At 65.8% G+C, this 20,583-nt stretch carries 12 protein-coding genes and 4 tRNA genes; 6 read left to right on the top strand and 10 right to left on the bottom strand.

Annotation, left to right across the window (positions count from 1 at the left end):
- Window positions 1-117 precede the first annotated feature (117 nt).
- Window positions 118-648 carry an NUDIX hydrolase gene (locus tag ACQREB_RS06535; protein ID WP_427766759.1) on the top strand — a complete coding sequence of 177 codons (531 nt, stop codon included), beginning with the start codon at window positions 118-120 and terminating at the stop codon, window positions 646-648.
- Window positions 638-1,390 (top strand): M48 family metallopeptidase, encoded by a 753-nt coding sequence (locus tag ACQREB_RS06530; protein WP_427766756.1) that lies wholly within the window; start codon window positions 638-640, stop codon window positions 1,388-1,390. Before ACQREB_RS06535 ends, ACQREB_RS06530 begins: the two co-directional genes overlap by 11 nt.
- A gap of 21 nt (window positions 1,391-1,411) precedes the next feature.
- Here ACQREB_RS06530 and ACQREB_RS06525 read toward each other — a convergent pair whose 3' ends face one another.
- The 4 genes from ACQREB_RS06525 to ACQREB_RS06510 all read right to left on the bottom strand — a co-directional run bounded on the left by ACQREB_RS06525 (window position 1,412) and on the right by ACQREB_RS06510 (window position 4,700).
- Window positions 1,412-2,974 (bottom strand): hypothetical protein, encoded by a 1,563-nt coding sequence (locus ACQREB_RS06525; RefSeq protein ID WP_427766753.1) that lies wholly within the window; start codon window positions 2,972-2,974, stop codon window positions 1,412-1,414.
- Between the two features lie 65 nt (window positions 2,975-3,039).
- Window positions 3,040-3,120, bottom strand: a tRNA-Leu gene (locus ACQREB_RS06520).
- Window positions 3,121-3,131: 11 nt separating this feature from the next.
- Window positions 3,132-4,544, bottom strand: coding sequence for an adenosylhomocysteinase (gene ahcY / locus ACQREB_RS06515; protein WP_427766750.1), 1,413 nt, complete (start codon window positions 4,542-4,544; stop codon window positions 3,132-3,134).
- A 79-nt stretch (window positions 4,545-4,623) separates the two neighbouring features.
- A tRNA-Met gene (locus ACQREB_RS06510) sits at window positions 4,624-4,700 on the bottom strand.
- 174 nt (window positions 4,701-4,874) lie between these two features.
- Between ACQREB_RS06510 and ACQREB_RS06505 the strand changes: the two genes are divergently transcribed.
- On the top strand, window positions 4,875-7,586 hold the full coding sequence (locus tag ACQREB_RS06505) for a beta-N-acetylhexosaminidase (RefSeq protein ID WP_427766747.1): 2,712 nt from the start codon (window positions 4,875-4,877) through the stop codon (window positions 7,584-7,586).
- 79 nt (window positions 7,587-7,665) lie between these two features.
- Here ACQREB_RS06505 and ACQREB_RS06500 read toward each other — a convergent pair whose 3' ends face one another.
- From ACQREB_RS06500 to ACQREB_RS06480, 5 genes are all read right to left on the bottom strand, one after another.
- On the bottom strand, window positions 7,666-9,618 hold the full coding sequence (locus ACQREB_RS06500; RefSeq protein WP_427766745.1) for an LTA synthase family protein: 1,953 nt from the start codon (window positions 9,616-9,618) through the stop codon (window positions 7,666-7,668).
- A gap of 164 nt (window positions 9,619-9,782) precedes the next feature.
- Complete coding sequence (ispG, locus tag ACQREB_RS06495; protein ID WP_427766742.1) at window positions 9,783-11,828, bottom strand: (E)-4-hydroxy-3-methylbut-2-enyl-diphosphate synthase; 2,046 nt, start codon at window positions 11,826-11,828, stop codon at window positions 9,783-9,785.
- Between the two features lie 45 nt (window positions 11,829-11,873).
- Window positions 11,874-12,608, bottom strand: a complete 735-nt coding sequence (locus ACQREB_RS06490) for a uracil-DNA glycosylase family protein (protein WP_427766740.1) — start codon at window positions 12,606-12,608, stop codon at window positions 11,874-11,876.
- Window positions 12,609-12,625: 17 nt separating this feature from the next.
- Entirely contained in the window at window positions 12,626-14,518 is a 1,893-nt protein-coding gene (gene sppA, locus ACQREB_RS06485) for a signal peptide peptidase SppA (protein WP_427766737.1), read from the bottom strand.
- Window positions 14,519-14,641: 123 nt separating this feature from the next.
- Window positions 14,642-15,685, bottom strand: a complete 1,044-nt coding sequence (locus ACQREB_RS06480; protein ID WP_427766736.1) for a PEGA domain-containing protein — start codon at window positions 15,683-15,685, stop codon at window positions 14,642-14,644.
- A 204-nt stretch (window positions 15,686-15,889) separates the two neighbouring features.
- Here ACQREB_RS06480 and ACQREB_RS06475 point away from each other — a divergent pair.
- The 3 genes from ACQREB_RS06475 (at window position 15,890) to tkt (ending at window position 18,154) form a co-directional block, all read left to right on the top strand.
- Window positions 15,890-15,964 (top strand) — tRNA-Thr (locus ACQREB_RS06475).
- A gap of 9 nt (window positions 15,965-15,973) precedes the next feature.
- Window positions 15,974-16,048: transfer RNA gene (locus ACQREB_RS06470), tRNA-Gln, on the top strand.
- A 117-nt stretch (window positions 16,049-16,165) separates the two neighbouring features.
- Window positions 16,166-18,154: a transketolase gene (tkt, locus tag ACQREB_RS06465; RefSeq protein ID WP_427766733.1), complete on the top strand. Its 1,989-nt coding sequence runs from the start codon at window positions 16,166-16,168 to the stop codon at window positions 18,152-18,154.
- 89 nt (window positions 18,155-18,243) lie between these two features.
- On the opposite strand, the gene ACQREB_RS06460 is transcribed toward tkt, so the two are convergent.
- Window positions 18,244-20,559 carry an ankyrin repeat domain-containing protein gene (locus ACQREB_RS06460; protein WP_427766731.1) on the bottom strand — a complete coding sequence of 772 codons (2,316 nt, stop codon included), beginning with the start codon at window positions 20,557-20,559 and terminating at the stop codon, window positions 18,244-18,246.
- Between the last annotated feature and the right edge of the window lie 24 nt (window positions 20,560-20,583).

Below are 20,583 nucleotides of genomic sequence, written 5' to 3'. Positions count from 1 at the left end.
GCGTACATTTTCGCGGGAACGCGCCGCGGGCGCGAGTAAATTTTCTTCCGCGCGCGCTTCCGCCGCCGCCCCGTTTTCCGTTTTCCATTTTCCGTTTTCCGTTCTAAGCTTTTCCGCATGGAAGCCCAGAATCCGAACGAGATTTTCGACGTCGTCGACGCGCGAGACCGCGCGATCGGGCGGGCGACGCGCGCCGAAGTGCACGCGCGGAAGCTCCTGCACCGCGCCGTGCACGTCTTCGTCTTCACGCCCGGCGGATCGCTGATTCTGCAGAAGCGCTCGCTCGCGAAAGACACGTGCCCGGGGCTGCTTTCGTCGTCGTGCGCGGGGCACGTGGACGCGGGCGAATCCTACGACGAGGCGGTCTCCCGCGAGCTGGCGGAGGAGCTCGGCGTCCGCGTTCCCGCGGCGCGTCTCGCCTTCGTCGGCGTGCAGAGGCCGAGCGAGGAAAACGGCTTCGAGTTCGTCCGCGTGTACGCGCTGCGCGGCTTCACGGGAACGCTGCGACCGAATCCCGCCGAAATCGACGCGCTCGAAATTTTCACGCGCGCGCGCCTCGCCGCCGCGGTCGCCGCCGAGCCGGGGCGCTTCGCGCCGTCGTTCCTCGCGGTGCTGAAGGACTTTTTCGGGAACGACGATGGACGCTGAAGACGGCTTCGATCTGCGCCTCCCGGCGAGCACGCGCGTCGTCCGCGTCCGGATCGTGCGTTCCGCGCGCGCGCGCCGCATGACGCTGCGCGTGCGCCCCGACGGCGCCGTCTCCGTCACGCTGCCCGCGGGAACGCGCGGCGACGCGCTCGAAAAGGCGCGCCTCTTCGCGCTGACGAATCTCGACTGGATCGACCGCCGCCTCGAACGCTTCGCGGAAGACGCCCGCGCCGAGAATTTCCCCCGGACGCTTTCCGAATACCTGCGGGAACGCCCGACGATCTTCGCGGACGCGAAGCCGCTGGCGCTCGAAATCGCCTTCACGACGGCGCGCCCGTTCTTCGTGCTGCGTCCGTGGGAGGACGTCGTTCCCGTTTACGTACGCGAAGCGAGCGCGGACGCGGATCTGCGCGCGGCGCTCACCGGCATGGCGAAGGCGCTGCTGCCGCCGCGCGTGCGCGCGCTCGCGGAGAGCCGCGGCGTCTCCGTCGGCGCGGTTTCCGTGCGCGACCAGCGTTCCCGCTGGGGCTCGTGCACGGCGCGCGGCGATCTGTCGCTGAACTGGCGCGTCGCCCTGCTCCCGCCGGAAATCCGCGACCACGTGCTGCTCCACGAGCTGGCGCATCGGCGGCACATGGACCATTCCGACGATTTTTGGGACCTGCTCCACGCCTGGGATCCGGTCACGCCGGCGCACGACAAGGCGCTCCGCGACGAATGGTCGCGCCTCTTCCGCCTGTGAACACGGCGCGTTCCCGCGCGGTCATTTGAGGCAGGCGGAGAGCTTCAGCGTTTCGCCGGAGGCGAGGGAGACTTCGCGGAAGACGACGAAGTTCTCCGTCAGAATCGCGGGCGCGGGAACGCCCGCCGTGCCGGAAATCTTCAGCGTCTCCGGGCGGACGCGGCGCGGGAACCACAGGCAGAGCTCGCCCTTGCGCGCCTCGCCGTCGGAGGATTTCACGTCGAGAAAAAGCTCGTCGCCCGTCGCCGACGCGACGAAATCCCAGCCCGCCGGCGGCTTCGGCGCGCGCGGGTCGAACTCGGCGGCGAAGAGCGGGTCGCCGTAAAAGGCGACGACGTCGCGGTCGTGAAAGCGCCCGAGCGTCTCGCGCGAGACTTCGGCGCCGGTCGCCGCGAGCGCCTCGCCGATTTCGCGGATGTCCGCGCCGCGCAGGCCGCCCGCCGTGAGCGGCACGGGAACGCGCGCGGCGGCTTCGGGCAGCGCGGCGAGCAAAACCTGATTTGTGAAGAACCACGCCTGCGCGACGCTGGCGATTTTCCCCGCGCCGATGTCCGCGCGGCAGCCGTCGAAGAAGCGCCCGTGCGTGCCCCAGCCCATTTCGCCGAACCAGCTCGGCACCGTGTAGCCGACGAGCTGCTTCACGCCCGCGGCGGAAATCGCCGTGCACGCCATCGTGTACGGCGAGCCGAGGACGTCGCCCGCGAGGCAGTTCCCGGCGGCGATCCAGATCTTGTCGCCGGGCGCGGCGGGCAGCTTCTTCAGCCGGTGCGCGCGCTCGAAGGCGAGCGTCGCGGGCTCGTTCCCGAGCGTCGCCGCGAACGCGGGAAGCAGCGCCTTCGGCACGCGGAAGAAATGCGTTCCCGCGGACGCGATCAGCCCTTCGCCGAAGGGCATTTCGAGATTGTATTCCGTCGCGTGCGAGGCGGAGACGAAGTACTGCGGGCGCAGCTTCTTCCACTGCTCGGCGAAAAGGTCGGTCATCTCGACGCCGGGCGCAGCGGAGCGTTTTTCGCCGGGAACGTAGTCCCCGCCCTCGACGAATTCGCGCGCGCCCCAGTCGGTGATGAAAAAGCTCTCGCGGAAGCGCGCGCGGTCGAAATTCGTCGTGCCCATGGCGCGTTCGAGGCGCAGCGGGCGCGTTCCCGCGAGCTGCGCGGCGGCGGTCGCGCCGTCCCTGCCCGTGACGACGCCCCAGAGAAAATCGCCCCAGCGGTCGTCGTTCATCGCGCGCGAAATCCGGTGGAGCTTCGCGACGAAGACGCGGTCGATTTCGCGCGGCTCGGCGACGACGGCGACGTAGCGCGGATTCGCCGCCCGGAGCGCGTCGCACGCGGTCTCGACGTCGTCGCCGCTCCACGTGACGAGCGTTCCCGCGTAGCGCGCGCGGAATTTTTCGGCGGCGGCGCGCCAGGCCTTTTTCGCGAAAGTCTTTTCGGAGACGAGCACGACGTATTCGCCCGGCGCGGGCAGAAAATCCTCCGCGGCGAAAACGCGCGGCGCTTCGGGAGCGTTCGGGACGTCGAGCGCCTCCGCGGCGGGAACGGCGGCGGCGAGCGCGGCGGAAATCAGAAAAAGAAAACGCATGAAGAAAGTGAAAAGCGGAAACGCGAAGCCGAAGGAAGTTAAAGAAAATTGTCTAGGAGGGGGAGTGCTCGAGGAGGGATTCGAACCCTCACGCCTCGCGGCATCGGAACCTAAATCCGACGTGTCTGCCGTTTCACCACTCGAGCGCGCGAAAAAATCAGTAGCGGTAGTTTTCCGCCTTGTAGGGGCCTTCGACGGGAACGCCGAGGTACGCCGCCTGTTTCGGCGTGAGCGTCGTCAGCTTCGCGCCGATGCGGTCGAGGTGCAGCCGCGCGACTTCCTCGTCGAGCACCTTCGGCAGAATGTACACGCCGGGCTTGTACGCGTCGCGGTTCTTCCAGAGATCCATCTGCGCGAGCGCCTGGTTCGTGAAGCTGTTGGACATGACGAAGCTCGGGTGCCCCGTCGCGCAGCCGAGATTGACGAGGCGGCCTTCCGCGAGCAGGAAGATCGAATGCCCGTCCGCGAAGTCGTAGCGGTCCACCTGCGGCTTGATGTTCACTTTCTTCGCGTCCGCGAGCGCGTTCAGCCGCGCGACTTGGATTTCGTTGTCGAAGTGGCCGATGTTGCAGACGATCGCCTGGTCGCGCATCCCGAGCATGTGCTCGAGCGTGATGATGTCGCAGTTGCCCGTGGTCGTGACGTAGATGTCCGCGAGCCCGAGCGTGTCCTCGACGGTGACGACGCGGTAGCCCTCCATCGCCGCCTGCAGCGCGCAGATCGGATCGACTTCCGTCACCCACACGGTCGCGCCGAGCCCGCGCAGCGACTGCGCGCAGCCCTTGCCGACGTCGCCGTAGCCGCACACGACGGCGATTTTCCCGGCGATCATCACGTCCGTCGCGCGCTTGATGCCGTCCACGAGCGATTCGCGGCAGCCGTAAAGATTGTCGAACTTCGATTTCGTGACGGAATCGTTCACGTTGATCGCGGGAACGAGCAGCTTGCCCGCCGCGGCGCGCTGGTAGAGGCGGTGGACGCCCGTCGTCGTCTCCTCGGAAACGCCGCGCCACTTCGCGACGACGCGATGCCAGTGGTCGGGATCCTCGGCGCGGACGCGCTTGAGCAGCGCCTTGATCACGGCCTCCTCCTCGGACTCGCTCGGCGAATCCGCCCACGCGTCGCCGTTTTCGAGCTCGTAGCCCTTGTGGATGAGGAGCGTCGCGTCGCCGCCGTCGTCCACGATCAGGTCGGGGCCGTTCCCGTCCGGCCACGTCATCGCGCGGTAGGTGCAGTCCCAGTATTCTTCGAGCGTCTCGCCTTTCCAGGCGAAGACGGGCGTTCCCGCGGCGACGATGGCGGCGGCGGCGTGGTCCTGCGTCGAGAAGATGTTGCACGAGGCCCAGCGGACGTCCGCGCCGAGATCGACGAGCGTCTCGATGAGCGCGGCGGTCTGGATCGTCATGTGCAGCGAGCCCATGATCCGCGTTCCCGCGAGCGGCTTCGCGGGCGCGTATTTTTTGCGGACGGCCTGCAGGCCGGGCATTTCAAAGGCGGCGACGTCGAGCTCCTTGCGTCCCCAGTCGGCGAGGGCGAGGTCGGCAATCTTATATTCGGAAGCGATCGGCATGATGTGAATTATGACTGTTTTTGACTTTTAAAAGAAACGCCCGCGAAGCTTTCGTTTTGCAGCTTCGCGGGCGAGGAAATGGGTGCAGGGTTAGGATTTGAACCTAAGACCTTCAGGTTATGAGCCTGACGAGCTACCGAGCTGCTCCACCCTGCAATAAATGGAAAGGAACGCCATTAGACCTTTCCCGCGGAAAGATTGCAAGCTCTTTTTTCGAAAAATTTCGCGCACGGGCGCGGCGCGCACGGACGGCGGCGTTCCCGCGTTTTCCGTTTTTTCACGGAAAAATTTTCCGTGCGTCGCGGGCGCGGCGCGGGTAGAATCGCGCGCATGAAAGTCCCCTACCCGTTCGCAGTCGCGGCGCTCGCGCTCGCCGCATTCGTTCCCGCGCGCGCCGACGTGCCCGTCATTCCCAAACCCGCGAAGGAAAGCGCCTCGGGCGACTACGCCGCCGCGATCGCGGGAACGCGCGTCTTCACCGCGTCCGTCAACTGCCGCATCGAGGCGCCGAAGGAGCTCGCCGGCGAAGAGAAGCATCTCCGCACGGCGCTCGCGCGCATGACGAAGAAGGCGCCCAAGAGCGCGCGCGGCGCGATCGCGCTTTCGCTCGACAAAAAGCTCCCGCCCGAGGGCTACAAGCTCAAGATTGAGACGGGGCACATCTCCGTCGAAGGCGGGAGCGCGGCGGGCGTGTTCTACGGCGTGCAGACGCTGAACCAGATGCTTTTCGCTTCGCGCCTCGCGGGAAAGCCCGGCGTGCTTCCGTGCGTCGCGATCGAGGACGCGCCGCTGTGTTCGTGGCGCGGCGTGCACGTCGATTCCGCGCGGCATTTTCAGCCCAAGGAGTGGATCATGAAGTTCATCGACGTGCTTTCGCTCTACAAGATCAACCGCCTGCACTGGCACCTCGTCGATTCCGAAGGCTGGCGTCTCGAAATCAAGAAATATCCCAAGCTCGCCAAGCTCTGCGACGAATATCCCGCGTATTACGAATGCGAGGACCCGACGAACAAGGCCGCGCGCGCGACGTTCAAATACGGTTATTTCCACGGCGGCGGCCACTACACGCAGGAGGACGTGAAAGAGATCGTCGCCTACGCGAAGGCGCGCCACGTCGAAATCATGCCCGAAATCGAATTTCCCGCGCACGCGATGGCGGCGCTCACGGCTTATCCGGAATTCAACACCTCGGGCAAGGTGCCGAGCGTGCGCTCCAACCACTCGCCCGACCTCATTCTGCCCAACGACAAGGGACTCGGCTTTCTCAAGGACATTCTGAACGAGACGATGGACCTGTTCCCGTTCGGCTTCATTCATTTCGGCGGCGACGAGGCGCCCAAGGGCCATTGGAAGGAAAGCCCGATCGCGCAGGCGAAAATCCGCGAGCTCGGGCTCGACAAGCACGGCGACAAGGCGGAAAACGCGCTGCAGGCGTGGATGTTCAACGAAATGGCGGCGCACGTCGCCAAGCGCGGAAAGCGCCCCGTCGGCTGGGAGGAAATCATGCACGACGACAACATGGAGCACCTGACGAAAAAGGCGGTCATCATGCCGTGGCTTTCGCTCGGGAACGCCGTCAAGAGCGCGAACGCCGGCCACGGCGTGATTCACGTCTCGACGGCGCCGTTCTACCTTGACTCGCAGCAGTCCGACTCGCCCGCGGACAACTGGCCGCTCTACGACGGCACGGCGTTCCGCCTGCCCAACCTCTACAATTTCAACCTGTTCCCGGGCAGCCTCACCGCCGAAGGGCGGAAAAACATTCTCGGCGCGCAGTGCCAGCTGTGGGCGGAGCTGCTGCCCAAGCCCGAACACGTCGAATTTCAGGCGTTCCCGCGCGTGCTCGCGCTCGCCGAGCTCACGTGGACGCCGCAGGAGCGCAAGAACTACGACGACTTTTACCGCCGCCTCATTCCGCAGGCGAAACTGCTCGACGCGCACAAGATTAACTATCGCCACATCGACCCGCTCCCGTCGGGAACGTGGAGCGCGGAGGCGCTTTCCTCGAAGACCTTCGAAATCCCCGTCGAGCCCGCGCGGCTCAAGGCGGCGGACGAAACCGGGCTCGTCGCCGCGTTCCGCCACACGAAGGGCGCGCCGCTCAAGCTCCGCAAAGTCGAGCTGCTGCGCGGCGGGAAAGTCGTCGCCGCGGACGAGCACGACGACGTCGCGGACGAAAAGACGCCCGGCGGCGTCGCCTTCCGCCTGCCGCTCGAAACGCCCGTTCCCGCGGGCAAATACGCGCTGCGCGTCACGCACGCGAACGCTTCGGGCGAGCGCGACAGCGCCGGCGAAGTCCGCGTGTTTTCCGGCAGGCGCGGCACCGCGCTCTTCGACCCGCGCAACTTCCGCGGCGGCGATTACCCGTCCGCCCTCTGGAACAAGACGCAGACCAAGGGCGGCAAGGCGGACGTGCGCTTTTCGACCGAAGGGCTGCTGACCGCGCCCGGCGACTACGAGCTCGTCTTCACCGCGAAAAATCCCGAGGAGGAAATCCTCGTGAGCCGCCTCCGCGTCGCGGGCGCGAAGAACGAGACGCCCGTCTCGAAAGCCGTCGCGAAGATTTCCGCGCAGAACCCGACCGGCATCGTTCCCGTGAAGATCGACGCGAAGGCGCTCCGCGGCGGGAACGCGCTCGTCGCGACCGTCGAATCGAAAAAGCCCTCGCAGGGCGAAATCCGCGTCCGCCGCGCCGAAGCGTTTCCGAAAAAAGGCGGGAAGTTCGCGTGGAACGCAGACGTGCTCTCGAAAGGCGCCGTGCTCTACGCGCGCGACGTCGCCGTGAAGAGCGCTGGGCGCTTGCGCGCGACGTTCCGCTACACGGGCGGCGGGAACGGCGCGGACATCCTTTCCGTGCAGGCGCTCTCGGCGGGCGCCGTCGTCGCCGAAGATTCGCACAAGGGCTTCGCCGGCGGCAACCCGAAGGACAACGTCTTCACGCTGGAATCGTCCGCGCTCAAGCCCGGCTCGAAAGTCGATCTGCGCGTCACGATGGCGGGCGCCGGCGGCACGAACTCCGAAGGCGAAATCACTGTGGAATGAAAAAGCCGGGGACTTGAAAAGGGCGAGGACTCGAGGAGTGATTTCCTTTCGTCTTCGCGCTTTTCGGCTCCGCCGACCTTCACTCCGTCTCCTCGTAGAGCCCGAGCTTGTAGGCGTAGGAGCCGTAGAGGACGGCGGCGAGCGCGTTCTTCGCCTCTTCTTCGGTCACGTCCGCGGGAACGAGCTCCTTCTTCGCGAAGTCGTAGATGAAGCCCTGCGCGGGCTTGGACGGGAGCAGGATCGTGACGCGGTCGCCCCGCATCATCGCGAAGTTCTTGTCGTAGATCATCATCGCGCGGTCGGGCGACTCGCGCGTGAGGTCGAATCCGAGCATCGGGTAGGTCGCGTCGATTCCCGCGAGCGAAAGCACCGTCGGCGCGAGGTCGATCTGCGAGATCAGCCGCGGATCGCGCACGACGGGAACGCCCTCGCCGAGAACGAGCGCGGGAATGTGGAAGTTGCGGATCGGCACGAGTGCCGCTCCCGACGCGCGCGAATCGTGGTCGGCGACGACGAGGAAGACCGTGTCCTTCCAGTAGTCGGATTTTTTCGCCGCCTCGAAGAATTTCCCCAACGCGTAGTCGGCGTATTTCGCGGCGTTGTTGCGCGTCTGCTTTTCGGCGTCGTAAAGCTCGATGCGCCCGTCGGGGAACTCGAACGGGTCGTGGTGGCTGGACGTGAACACGAGCGAGTAGAACGGCGTTCCCGCCGCGCTCCACTCGCGGAATTTCCTGTCCGCCATCGCGAAAAGGTCTTCGTCGGACGCGCCCCAGGAGCCCTTGAACACGGGATTTTCGTAATCCTTTTCATCGATGATTTCCTTGAAGCCGTTCCCGTAGAAGAACGACGCCATGTTGTCGAAATGCTTTTCGCCTCCGTAGATGAACGCCGTGTGGTAGCCGCGGTCCGCGAGCAGGTCGGCGACGGTGAAGAAGCCCTGCTGGCTTTTGCCGAGCTTCACGACGGAGCGCGCCGGCGTGGGCGTGAAGCCAGTGACGACGGCCTCGATTCCGCGCACGGAGCGCGTTCCCGTGGCGAAGCAGCGTTCGAAGAGCCAGCCCTCGCGCGCGAGCGCGTCGAACTGCGGCGAAAGCGGCAGCCCGCCCAGCGCGCCGATGAACTGCGCGCCCTGCGATTCCATGAGGATGACGACGACGTTCTTCGGGCGTTCCCGCCGCACGCTCGCCGTGTTGCTCGTGAGCGTCGGCTGCTCCTCGGAGACGTAATCGGAATCCGGCCGTCCGCGCATCGTTTTGACGCGCTCGATCACTTCCGCGAGCGGCATTTTCCCGTAGATCTCGCCCGCCTTCTCCTCGTCGCCCATCTGCTTGGCGGCGAAAATCACGGAATAGCCGGAGTTGATCGCGAGCGAGTTCACCATCGCGTCGGAGGAAAACGCGACCATCGACGGGTTCAGCGGGCGATGCCCGAACGTCGAGCGCGCGCCGATGAACAGCGCCGCGACCGCGCACACGGCGTAGAGCGGACGCAGTTGCCAGCGCGGGAACACGAGCCCGCGCGAGACGCGCCCGGAAAATTTCCAGAAGAGCACGGCGCCCGCCGCCGTCAGCGCGAGCGCGACGAAGAGCTCGAGCAGATGCCCGTTCACGAGCATCGTGAAGACTTCGCGCGGACTCGTCAGATACTCGAAGAACAGGCGGTTCGGGCGGAAGTCGTAGGTCGCGAGAAACGCCGGCGTCGAAAGCTCCATGAAGAAAAAGAACAGCGTTCCCGCTGTGAGCCACACGCGCTGAACGGCGCTCCACGCGCGCCCGAGCCGGTTGCCCGCGAGAATCAGCGCGCTCAGGACCGCGGGAACGAGCATCAGCCAGCCCATGCTCGCGAAATCGACGCGCGCGCCCTGCAGCAGCAGTTCGCCCCAGCCGCCGACGGCGCTCACGCGCTCGTGCTGCCAGACGGCGAACCCGAGCCGGAACGCGGAAAGCAGCGCCATGTTCAGGCAGACGACGGCGAAAACCGGGAAGAGCGGCCCGAAGAAAATTTTTGCTCGGCGATAAGATCTTTTCATCATTTTTTGCGGGAAAAAAGTTGCTCTGATTTTCCTCCGCCTGTCAACGCGGGAATTGTTAGGATTGTGTTAGGAAAACCGCTGCAGTCCGCGCGCAAAAAACCGCGCGCGGGCGTCTGCCCGTGCGCGGGATCGTCGGGTTCGCCCCGCAGAAACGCGCGGGGAACTCAGGCGTCTTTCCAGCGACCGTGCTCCTTGATGAGCGCGACGAGGCGATCGACCGCCTCGCTCTGCGGGATGCCCGTCGCGACGCATTCGCGGCGGACGTAAAGATTGATTTTCCCGGGAGCGCCGCCGACGTAGCCGAAATCCGCGTCCGCCATTTCGCCGGGGCCGTTCACGATGCAGCCCATGACGCCGATCGTCACGCCGTCGAGGTGCGCGGTGCGCGCCTTGATTTCGCGGACGGTCGCCTGAATGTCGTACAGCGTGCGCCCGCAGCTCGGGCAGGCGACGTATTCCGTGCGCGTCTGCCGCGCGCGCGCGCCCTGAAGGACGGCGTAGGCGAGCTCGAGATTCTTGCGGAGCGTTCCCGCGGTCTCGACGGAGACGACGTCGCCGATGCCGTCGCAGAGCAGCGGACCGGCGAGCAGCGCCGCCTCGAGCGCGGGCGCTTCGTCGGGCGTCGCCGTGGGAATTTTCGAAAACGGGAGCACGGTGTTCTTCGCGCTCGCGCGGATCCAGATCGGCGCGCGGATGTCCGCGTTCGCGAGCGCCTGGGCGAGCTGGCGGTACGCGCCGACGGGATGCACGCCGGGCGCCTTGCGGCTCGTCGTGAAGATGAGCTTTTCCTGCGGGAAATTCTTCAGATGCGGCAGCACCGCGGCGCGCGCGGCGGCGGTGGAATCGACGACGAGCCCGACGCCCTTGTCGCGGCAGAGCGCCGCCCACGCGGGAACGATTTCCGCGTTCGCGGGATTGAAGCGGCGCTGAACGTAGGTCGCGGACCTGCGCGACGGCGAAAAACGCGCGAAAAGCTCGGGAACGCTGTCCTTCACGGGATCGAAGACGAAGGCGGGAATCTCGTCCTCGAGCGCGCACTGCAGCTCGCAGGCGGCGGCGAGGTCGGACTCCGTCGCGACGGGAAGCACGAGCCCCTCGACGGGCGCGGACTTCGCGTTCGCGGCGCGGACTTCGCGGATGATCTCCTCGAGCGGCTTTTCGACGTCGGCGAAGGCGAACACGCGCGGCGGCGTTCCCGCGTCGATTCCGCATTTGTCGTTGAATTTCACCGACACGACGGGGCGGCGGTGAAATTCGAGCGGATCGACGTCGCGGTCGCTGACGGGCGCGTTCGCGGGAACGCTGCCGGCGATGAGCGTCTTTTCCGGAATGATGCGCGAAAGGATCTCGCGGCACACGGGCAGCTCGCGCCACGGGTCTTCGGTGAGCGAGACGCGGATCGTGTCGCCGATGCCGTCCACGAGCAGCGAGCCGATGCCGATCGCGGACTTGATGCGCGCGTCCTCGCCCTCGCCCGCCTCGGTGACGCCGAGATGCATCGGGTAGTCCATACCCTCTTCCGCCATGCGCACGGCGGCGAGACGGTACGCCTCGATCATCACTTTCGGGTTGGACGACTTCATCGAAAGCACGAGGTCGCGGAAGTTCTCCGCCTCGCAGATGCGCACGAACTCGAGCGCTGCCTCGACCATGCCCGCGGGCGTGTCGCCGAAGCGCCGCAGCGTGCGCTCCGCGAGCGAGCCGTGATTCGTGCCGATGCGCAGCGCGCGCCCGAGCTCCTTCGCGCGGCGGATCAGCGGCGCGACGGCGTCGTGCACGCGCTCGAGCTCCTCGGCGTACTCGGCGTCCGTGTAGTCGCGCGGCGCGCCCGTCGGGGATTTCTTGTCGGCGTAGTTGCCCGGGTTGATGCGGACTTTCTCGACGTGCTCGATCGCCTCCATCGCCGCGGCGGGCAGAAAATGAATGTCCGCGACGAGCGGCTGGGAAAAGCCGGCGGCGCGGAACTTCGCGTGAATGTCCTTGAGCGCGCGCGCCGCGGGAACGCTCGGCGCCGTGACGCGGATGAGCTCGCTGCCCGCCTCCGCGAGGCGGATGCACTGCGCGACCGTCGCGTCCACGTCGAGCGTGTTCGACGTGGTCATCGACTGGATGCGGATCGGGTTGTTTCCGCCGATGCCGACGTTCCCGCCGACGAGGACTTCGCGCGTCTTGCGCCGGACGGTGTTGAAACGGGAAATTGCGTAATTCATGGTTTTCTGTGAGGTAAAAAGGTTCGGAGAAAATCGCCGCGCGCGTCACTTCCAGACGCCCGCGCGGAGCAGCGCCGCCGTCGCGTTTTCCGCCCAGCCTTTGTTCGCGAGCGGCGACGCGGGCGAGGGGTGAATGACGGAGGAGAACTTCACGGGCATTCCCGCGCAGGCGCGCATCGCCGCCTTCTGCGCGAACGCGCCGACGCCGACGATCCATTCCGGCTCGAGCAGTTCCGCCAGGCGGCGCAGAAACGCGTCGCAGGGCGCGAGCACGGCGTCGCGCTCCGCGGGAACGAGATCTTCGGGCGTGAGATTTTTCCCGCGCGGATTGTCCGCCGTGAAGAGCAGCGGACAGAAATTCGTCACGAAATGCTCCGCGAAAAAATTCTCGGGCGCGCCGAAGCGTTCCCGGAAAAGCCCCCAGAGGCGCCGCCCGCTGACTTCGGAGCGACGGCACGCGAAGCCGTCCACGGGCTTGGCGGGGTGTTCCCGCGGCGGCTTCCCGACGAAGCCGAAGATGCCGAGCCAGTTCTGCACCGCGTCGATTTCGCCGAAGGGCACGCCGGTCTGCGCCATGCCGAACGGACCCGGATTCATGCCGACGAAAATCACGCGCTTGCGCGTCGCGGCGAAGCGGCGCAGGTAGGTTTCGTGCGTTTCCCGCGCGTAGTCGAGCGGGTTGTACACGTAGGCGACGGGCGCGGAAAAACGCAGCGCGTCCGCGGCGGCGGAGAGTTCCCGCGTCGCCTCGACGACGGCTTCCGGAAGATTGCGGTCCATGAGGGGAAAACGAAAGTTCAGCGGCGCGCGTCCTCGCGGAGATCCCACGGCAGCCGCGCGTAGAGGCAGTTCGGATCGTTGAGCGCGCGGAGGCGCTTCCACGCGGCGGCGAATTCGCGCGAGAGCGTTCCCGCGGGCGACGCGTCGTTCCCGCGCGCGGCGAACGCGGCGAGCGCGGACGCGAACGGAGCGCCGCCGTCGTCCTCGGCGGAATTCAGCAGATCCGCCAGTTCCTGCAGCGGGTTCACGTTGCCGGGATATTGCCGGACTTCGAGCTCCGCGTCGCCGGCGAGCGCCTTGGCGGCGGCGATCGCGTCCGCGATCCCGCCGATCGCGTCCGCGAGCTTGAGCCCGTGCGCCGTCACGCCGTCCCAGACGCGCCCTTCGGCGATCTCCTTCACGCGCTCCCGCGGCAGCCCGCGGCTCGCGGCGACGAGAGAGACGAAGCGCTCGTAGGTCTTGTCCACCGAATTCTGAAACACGGCGAGCTCCTGCGGCGTGTGCGGCCGGCGCGCGGTGCCGAGCTCGGCGAGCTTCGACGTGACGACGCTTTCCGTCGAGACGCCGATTTTTTTGCCGAGGTTCTCGAAATTCGGAATCACGCCGAAGACGCCGATGGAGCCCGTGACCGTCGTCGGACCGGCGAAGATTTTTTTCGCGGGCGAGGAAATCCAGTAGCCGCCGCTCGCGGCGACGTCGCCCATCGAGACGACGAGCGGCACTTCGCGCGCGAGCAGTTCGAGCTCGCGGCGGATCTGTTCGCTCGCGAAGACGGACCCGCCCGGGCTGTTCACGCGCAGCACGGCGGCGCGCACGGAAGCGTTCCCGCGGATTTCGCGGACGAGCGCCGCGAGGCGTTCCCCGCCGACTTCGTCCGGCGCGCCGTAGCCGTCGACGATCTCGCCTTCGGCGTAGATCACGGCGACGTGGTCGCGCGCGTCATCGTTCGCGGACGCGTTCACTTCGGGAACGACGGAAACGCCGCTGCGGCGCATGTAGTCGTAAAGATCGATCTGGCGGAAGGAATTGAGCTCGTCGTCCGCCGCGCCTTTTTCGCGCAGCGCGGCGATGACCTCGTCCGCGTATTTCGCGTCGTCCGAAAGCCCGAGCGCGCGCGCCGCGGGAACGTCGTAGAGCCCGACGGATTCCGCGCCGGCGGCGAGCTTTTCGGCGGGCACCTTGCGGAACATCTGAATCGCCGCCGTCATCGCGCTCCAGCGGTTTTCGACGAGCCGCGCGCGCTGCTCGCGGTCGGCGGCGCTCATCGAATCGGCGATCAGCGGCTCGACGGCGGACTTGAACGTGCCGACCTTGACGATCTGCACGCCGACGCCGAGTTTTTCGAGCGCGCGTCTGAAATAGACGCCGCCCGAGGCGAGCCCGTTCAGCGGAATTTCCGCGAGCGGATGCGTCCAGATTTCGTCCGCGGCGACGGCGAGGAAATAATCGTTCGTCGTCGGCGAAGGCTGGTAGGCGTAAACGGGCTTCCCGCTTCGGCGGAACATGATGAGCGCGCGCTGCAGCTCGAACAGCGTCGCCGTTCCCGCCGCGCAGTCCGAGCCCGTGAGCAGCACGCCGCAGATGCGCGGATCTTCCGCCGCGCGCTCGAGCGCCGTGAGCGAATCGAGCAGCCCGTAGGCGCCGCCTTCGCGCGGGAGCAGCGCGCCGTCGCGATTGTACGCGCTGAACGTCGGATGGTCCGTAAAGCCGCGGGAAACGTCCACGACGAGAAACGTTTCCGGAAGCAGCGGCTTGCGGTCTTCGTCGCCGCCGAATTTCCACGAGCCCGCGCCCGAAGCGAGGCTCGCCGCGAGCGCGGCCAGAATCAGAAGCGGAAGCGACGCGACCGCAAGCACGCCGAAGCAGGAGCCGAACCAGCTCGCCAAAAAAGTTTTCAGAAAAGATTTCATGTCGAAAAGAGTATTTCCCAAAAGGCTACGCCGTCGCGCGGATTCCGCGAAGCAAAAAATGCGGCGCCGGGAAACAAAAACGCCCTCGCGGTTGACGAGGGCGTTTTCGGCGCGGCGCGCGGATCAGTAAGTCTTCGAGACTTCCTCCGAGAGTTCCGCGATGCGTTTGTTGAATTCCTCTTCGGAAATCAGGTTGAGCTTGCGCTGACGCTTCAGCTCGGAAAGATCCGCCTTCAGTTCCTTCAGCGTGCGTTCGCGCGCGGCGGGAGCGGGTTCCGCAGGAGCGACGGGCTCGGCGGGAACGACCTCGGGAGCGGGTTCGTCCGCCTTCGGCTCGTCGGCGGCGGGCTCCGGTTCTTCATCCGAAGCGGGCTCGTCCGAAGCGGCGGGTTCTTCCGAAGTCGCTTCGTCGGCGGCGGGAGCGGGCTCGTCCGAGACAGGTTCTTCATTCGCCGTGACGGGTTCTTCCGGAACGGGCGCCGGTTCAGGTTCGGGCGAGACCTCGGGTTCGTCCACGACAGGCTCCGGCTCGTTGATCGGATCATCGACGGGCTCGGTCTCCGCAACCGGTTCCGGCTCGGGCTCTTCGTCCTCGGAAGCGACCGCGGGAACGGGCGCGACGACCGGAGCGGGTTCCACGTCGACGACGTCGACGTCGGGTTCCGGCACAGGCTCGGTTTCCGCGGGTTCCGAAGTCGCTTCGTCGGCGGCGGGAGCGGGCTCGTCCGAGACAGGTTCTTCCGGAACGGGCGCCGGCTCAGGTTCAGGCGAGACGGCGGGTTCGTCTGCGCCGGGGACGGGTTCCGGTTCAACGGATTCCGGCTGCGCGGGCGCTTCCGGCGCGACGACGTCTTCCGGATCGAGCTCGGGCACGTAAACGGAATCGAGGAAGCCGACCACGCCCGTGTCCGGATCTTCGAACGGGACCAGCGAATACTTCACCGACTTGTAGCCGGGCTTGGAGAAAAGCACGTCGTGATTGCCCGAACGCGAGATGACCGCGCGGCAGTCCGTCGTGCCGACGAGCTCGCCGTCCACGGTGACCGTGACGGAGGGCGTGTCTTCGGAAATGAATTTCACCTTCTGGTGCGTTTCCGTGTTGTAGCTCGCGCAGCCGGCGAGCGACGCGCAGAACACGGACAATGACAGGTATTTGATGAGGCTCATAAGTTCGTTCGGATTAATAAGCGTTGAATTGGTAAGGTTTCAAGAATCCTACGACCTCAGGATTTTTTTTCAACGCTAAATTGCGCCTCGGCGGCGTTTTTCAAAAAATCGCGGAAAGCCGAAAATTTGTGTTGACGGGAACGCGTTTTTCTGAGACTCTCGGCGTCCTATTTCGCTTCAACGGCGAAATGGGGATCACCGGAGGCCGGAATAGCACAGCGGTAGTGCAATCGCCTTGTAAGCGATAGGTCGTCAGTTCGATCCTGACTTCCGGCTCCAGTTCTTTTTTGCCCGATAGTGTAACGGTCAGCACTAATGACTCTGACTCATTCAGTCCAGGTTCGAATCCTGGTCGGGCAACCACTTTCCGAAAAGATTCCGTTCCCGCGGAATCTTTTTTTGTCGACACCGCGGCACGCAATTCAATTGCGCCCGACGCGCGGGAACGTTATGCTGACGCCTTAAAAAATTTTGTTCCGTATGACCACTTCCGAAATCAACGCATTGAAGCGCGCGGCCGACGAGGCCCGCGGCTTGGCAATCGACGCAATCGCCGGATGCAAGTCCGGTCACATGGGTCTGCCGCTCGGCGCGGCGGAAATCGGCGCGGCGCTTTTCGGCCGCTGCCTCAACGTCGCTCCCGCGCATCCGAAGTGGATCAACCGCGACCGCTTCGTCCTTTCCGCCGGGCACGGCAGCATGTTCAGCTACGCGTGGCTGCATCTCGCCGGCTTCGGCATTTCGATGGACGACGTCAAGGCGTTCCGCAAGCGCGGCAGTCTCACGCCCGGGCATCCGGAATTCGGCGACACGCCGGGCGTCGAAGCCACGACGGGACCGCTCGGCCAGGGCATCGGCAACATCGTCGGCATGGCGCTCGCCGAAAAGATGGCGGCGGCGCGCTTCAACACCGACGAGCACAAGATCTTCGACCACGTCGTCGTCGGGCTCTGCGGCGACGGCTGTCTGCAGGAAGGCATCTCCTACGAGGCGGCGGCGTTCGCCGGGCGCTTCGGGCTGGACAACCTCATCCTCTTTTTCGACTCCAACGACGTCACGCTCGACGCCCCTGCCGCGAAGACGCAGAGCGAGGACGTCATGCTCCGCTTCGAAGCGGCGGGCTGGGACGCGTGGCTGCTCGAAGACGGGCACGACGTCGCCGAGCTCGTCCGCATGTTCGAAGCCGCGAAGACGCACCGCAACGGCCGCCCGAAGATCATCGTCTGCAAGACGCTGATCGGCAAAGGCGTGCCCGAAGTCGCGGGAACGACCAAGGCGCACGGCGAAGGCGGCGCGAAATTCGCCGCCGAGGCGCGCAGAAATCTCGGTCTGCCCGAAGAGCGCTTCTTCGTTTCCGCGGAAACGCGCGCGTATTTCTCCGAGCTCGCCGCGAAGCGCGAAGCCGCCTATGCCGAATGGGAAAAGACCTGCGCGGCGTGGAAGTCCGCGAATCCCGAGCTCGCCGCGCTCCTCGAAAAGGGCGTCGCCGGCGACTTCGGCTCCGCGGAGGAACTGCTCGCGCAGATTCCGGAATTCGGCGCCAACGAGAACGCCACGCGCGTCTCCGGCGAAGCCTCGCTGAACGCGCTCGCGAAGAACAACCCGCTCATGATCGCGGGCGCGGCGGACCTCTTTTCCTCCGTCAAGACCTACATCAAGGAAGGCGGCGACTTCGACGTCGCGACGCCCGCGGGGCGCAACGTCTTCTACGGCATCCGCGAACACGCGATGGCGGCGATCACGAACGGCATCGGCTATTACGGCATCTTCAAGCCGATGGCCTCGACGTTCCTCACGTTCATCGACTACGCGCGCGGCGCCGTCCGCGTGTCCGCGCTCGCGAAGCTGCCCGTGTACTACGTGCTCACGCACGATTCCGTCGCCGTCGGCGAAGACGGTCCGACGCACCAGCCGGTGGAGCTCGTCTCCGCGCTGCGCTGCATCCCGAATCTCGACGTGATCCGCCCGGGCGACTCCGAAGAGACCGCCGCCGCCTACGCCTACGCGGTCGCGCGCAGGGACGGTCCCGTCGCGCTCTGCCTTTCCCGCCAGAACGTGCCGTCGCTGGAGACGATTCCCGCCTCCGTGCGCCGCGCGGGAACGCTCCGCGGCGCTTACGTCGCCGTGAAGGAGACGGCTCCGCTGGAACGCATCATCATCGCCACGGGCAGCGAGCTCCGTCTCGCCGTCGCCGCGGCGGAAAAGCTCGGCGCGGGAACGCGCGTCGTCTCCATGCCGTCGATGGAGATCTTCGACCGCCAGCCCGCCGCCTACCGCGAGGAAGTGCTGCCCGCGTCGTGCGCGAACCGCGTCGCGATCGAGGCCGGCGTCACCGCGATGTGGTGGAAATACGTCGGGCTCTCCGGCAAGGTGATCGGCACGGACACGTTCGGTTTTTCCGCGCCCGGTCCCGTCGTGCTCGAAGCGATGGGCATCTCGACGGACAACCTCGTCGCGCAGTGCCGCTGATCCCGCGTTCCCGTCCGCGACGAAAAAAGACGAAGCCGCCTCCGCGAGCTTCGTCTTTTTTTTTGCGTCCCGGAAACCGGGGAACGGACTTATTTGGCGCCCTTCTTCCGATCGATGTAGGCGAGCAGTTCGGTTCCCTTGCGGTTCTTCAGGAACGTCCGATAAGTCATCGTCCCGGAAACGCGCACGGTGAAGTTCGTGTCCGCGCCGGCGTCCACGAGGAGCTTCGCGCACGCGATGTTCCCGCGATAAGGGCAGTAGAACAGAATCGGCATCTCGCCGTGCCTGGCGTTCGCGTTCCCGCCGTGGGCGAGCAGAGCCGCGAGCACGTCCGCGTTGTTTTTGCGCACGGCGGCGTACATGACGTCGTCGCTCGGCTTCACGCCCGCGGCGAGAATCCGCTTCGTCTCCGCGACGTTCGCCGACGCGACCGACGCCGCGAGAGCTTCGGGCGTGGCGGGAGCGCCCGCGGCGGGCTTCGCGTTTCCGCGGGAAGGCGCGGGTCGCTTCGCGGCGGGCTGCGGCGCGGCGGCCTGCGGACGCGATTTCCGCGCGGGAGCAGGCGTCGCCGCCGCGGGCGTCTTCGGTTCCGGAGGCAGAATCGCCTTCAGCGTTTCGTCGTCGCGCACGAGCGTGCGCACAGACGCCTTTCGTCCCTTGTACTCGTATTCCGCCTTCGCGCCCGCAGCGACAAGCACGCGCGCGGTTTCGTAGCGTTTGTGGCGTGCCGCATAGCTCAGCGCCGTCTGTCCTTTCTCGGAAACAGCGTTCACGTCCGCGCCCGCGGCAAGGAGCGCCTTTAGGAGCGCGAGCGCCGCGGGATTGTCCGTCGCGCGTGCTTCCCGACGGGTCGCGAAAACGAGCGTCGTCTGCACGTCGAAACGATCCTGAATCGTCGCCTTCGCGAGCGTTGGCGTCGCTTCGAGGAGCGCCGCGGCGACGTCGAACTGCAGAAGCCGCACCGCGCGGGCGAACGCAAGCAGCTCGCGCGAATCGCCTTCGCGCCAGACGAGCCGCTCGTCCGCGTAAGCCCGTTTGAGCGCCTTCGCGTCCGTCGGAACGTCGGCAAGCGCGCGCTCGACGGGCGTCAAGTCCGTCTTCACGGGAACAGCCTTATTCGAGTCCTTCTTCTCGGGAACGGTCTTCGCGGGTTCTTCGCTCTTCGGCGTTTCCGCCGCGGGGGCCGCCTTCTTCGCGTCGTCGGCGGCGGGCGTCGCGTCCGCCTTCTCGACCTGCTCCGTCTTCGCCTTTTCAGACGCGGGCGCGTCGGAAGAAGATCTCATCATCAGATCGACGAGACTCGACGTCATCACGAGCAAACCCACGGCGCCGCCGCAGACGAGCGAAGCCCAGATCGGGAACTTGGGTCGTCGCCATATCGGCGCGGTCGGTCCCGGGTCGTCTTCGCAGTCGATGAAATGCTTTTTGAAGAGCCACATCATGAGAATCGGCTGAACGACGAAGAAAAGAAATCCGCCGCACATGAAGCCGAGCATCAGCGCGACGCACATCAAGCACATCCCCGCTCCGAAATTGGAGCTCTCGCTCTTCCAAGTTCTGCCCTCGCTGTCTCTGTAAACGGTCACGTCGGACGTGGCGCTGTAGGCGAGCCCCGCCGCGGCTCCGGAAGCGGTCGAAGCCGTGAGCCAGATCCACGCCTTGTCGTAAAACCTGACGGGCCAGGAAGCGCGATACTGCTCGTAGCTGCAGAACGGAATCTGATATGCGATGCGCGTCGCCAGAAAGAACTGCCACAAGCAGTACGCGTTGATCGGAACGCCGATGACGCCCATGAAGAATATGTTCCAGTCCCATTTGTAAGAAGTGAACGAAAACGCCTGAACGAGTATCATGACGAGCCCGAGAATCAGCAGCCCCCAATAAATCCAGACGATGACCTTCGCCGCCTTGGAAAGAAAGACGCGCCCGTCGATCCGCTTGAGCGAGGCGTTGCAGATCGCGATCACGCCGTTCAGCATCGAGGCCTGGTTCTCCGTCAGCGAAGGCGATTCGGAGAGGAAGCGGACGATTTTGCTCCGCATCTGCATCGCCTCCTTGTAGCTGTCGAAGCAGACGTATTTCTCGCCGTCGACGTCGGTGAACTCGTGGCAATGCTCCACGCACGCGAGACGCAGCTCACCGACGGGGTCGAGCTCGCCGGGCTCGAGCGTTCCCTCTCGGGAAGCCGCGACTTCCGGCAGCGGAAGTTCATTATAAGCCTTCAGCCATTTCCTGCCGTAAATCGCCATCAGAATCACCGACGAAGCGATCCAGAAAAAGAGGAAGAACTGGACGCCGAGCCCGATGGAATCGGCGACGCCCTTGGCGTCGCCGGCGAAAGCGAACGTCGCGCCCGCGAGCAGAAACGCTCCCGTCGCGACCGATTTTTTCAATGCGGTTTTCATTTTTTCAGAGAAAGAGGTGAATTT

This window comes from Candidatus Spyradosoma sp. SGI.093, from assembly GCF_050314555.1.
Taxonomy (GTDB): domain Bacteria; phylum Verrucomicrobiota; class Verrucomicrobiia; order Opitutales; family UBA953; genus Spyradosoma.
The sequence above is the reverse complement of the archived record's forward strand: the minus strand, read 5'-3'. Positions and strand labels throughout refer to the sequence as shown.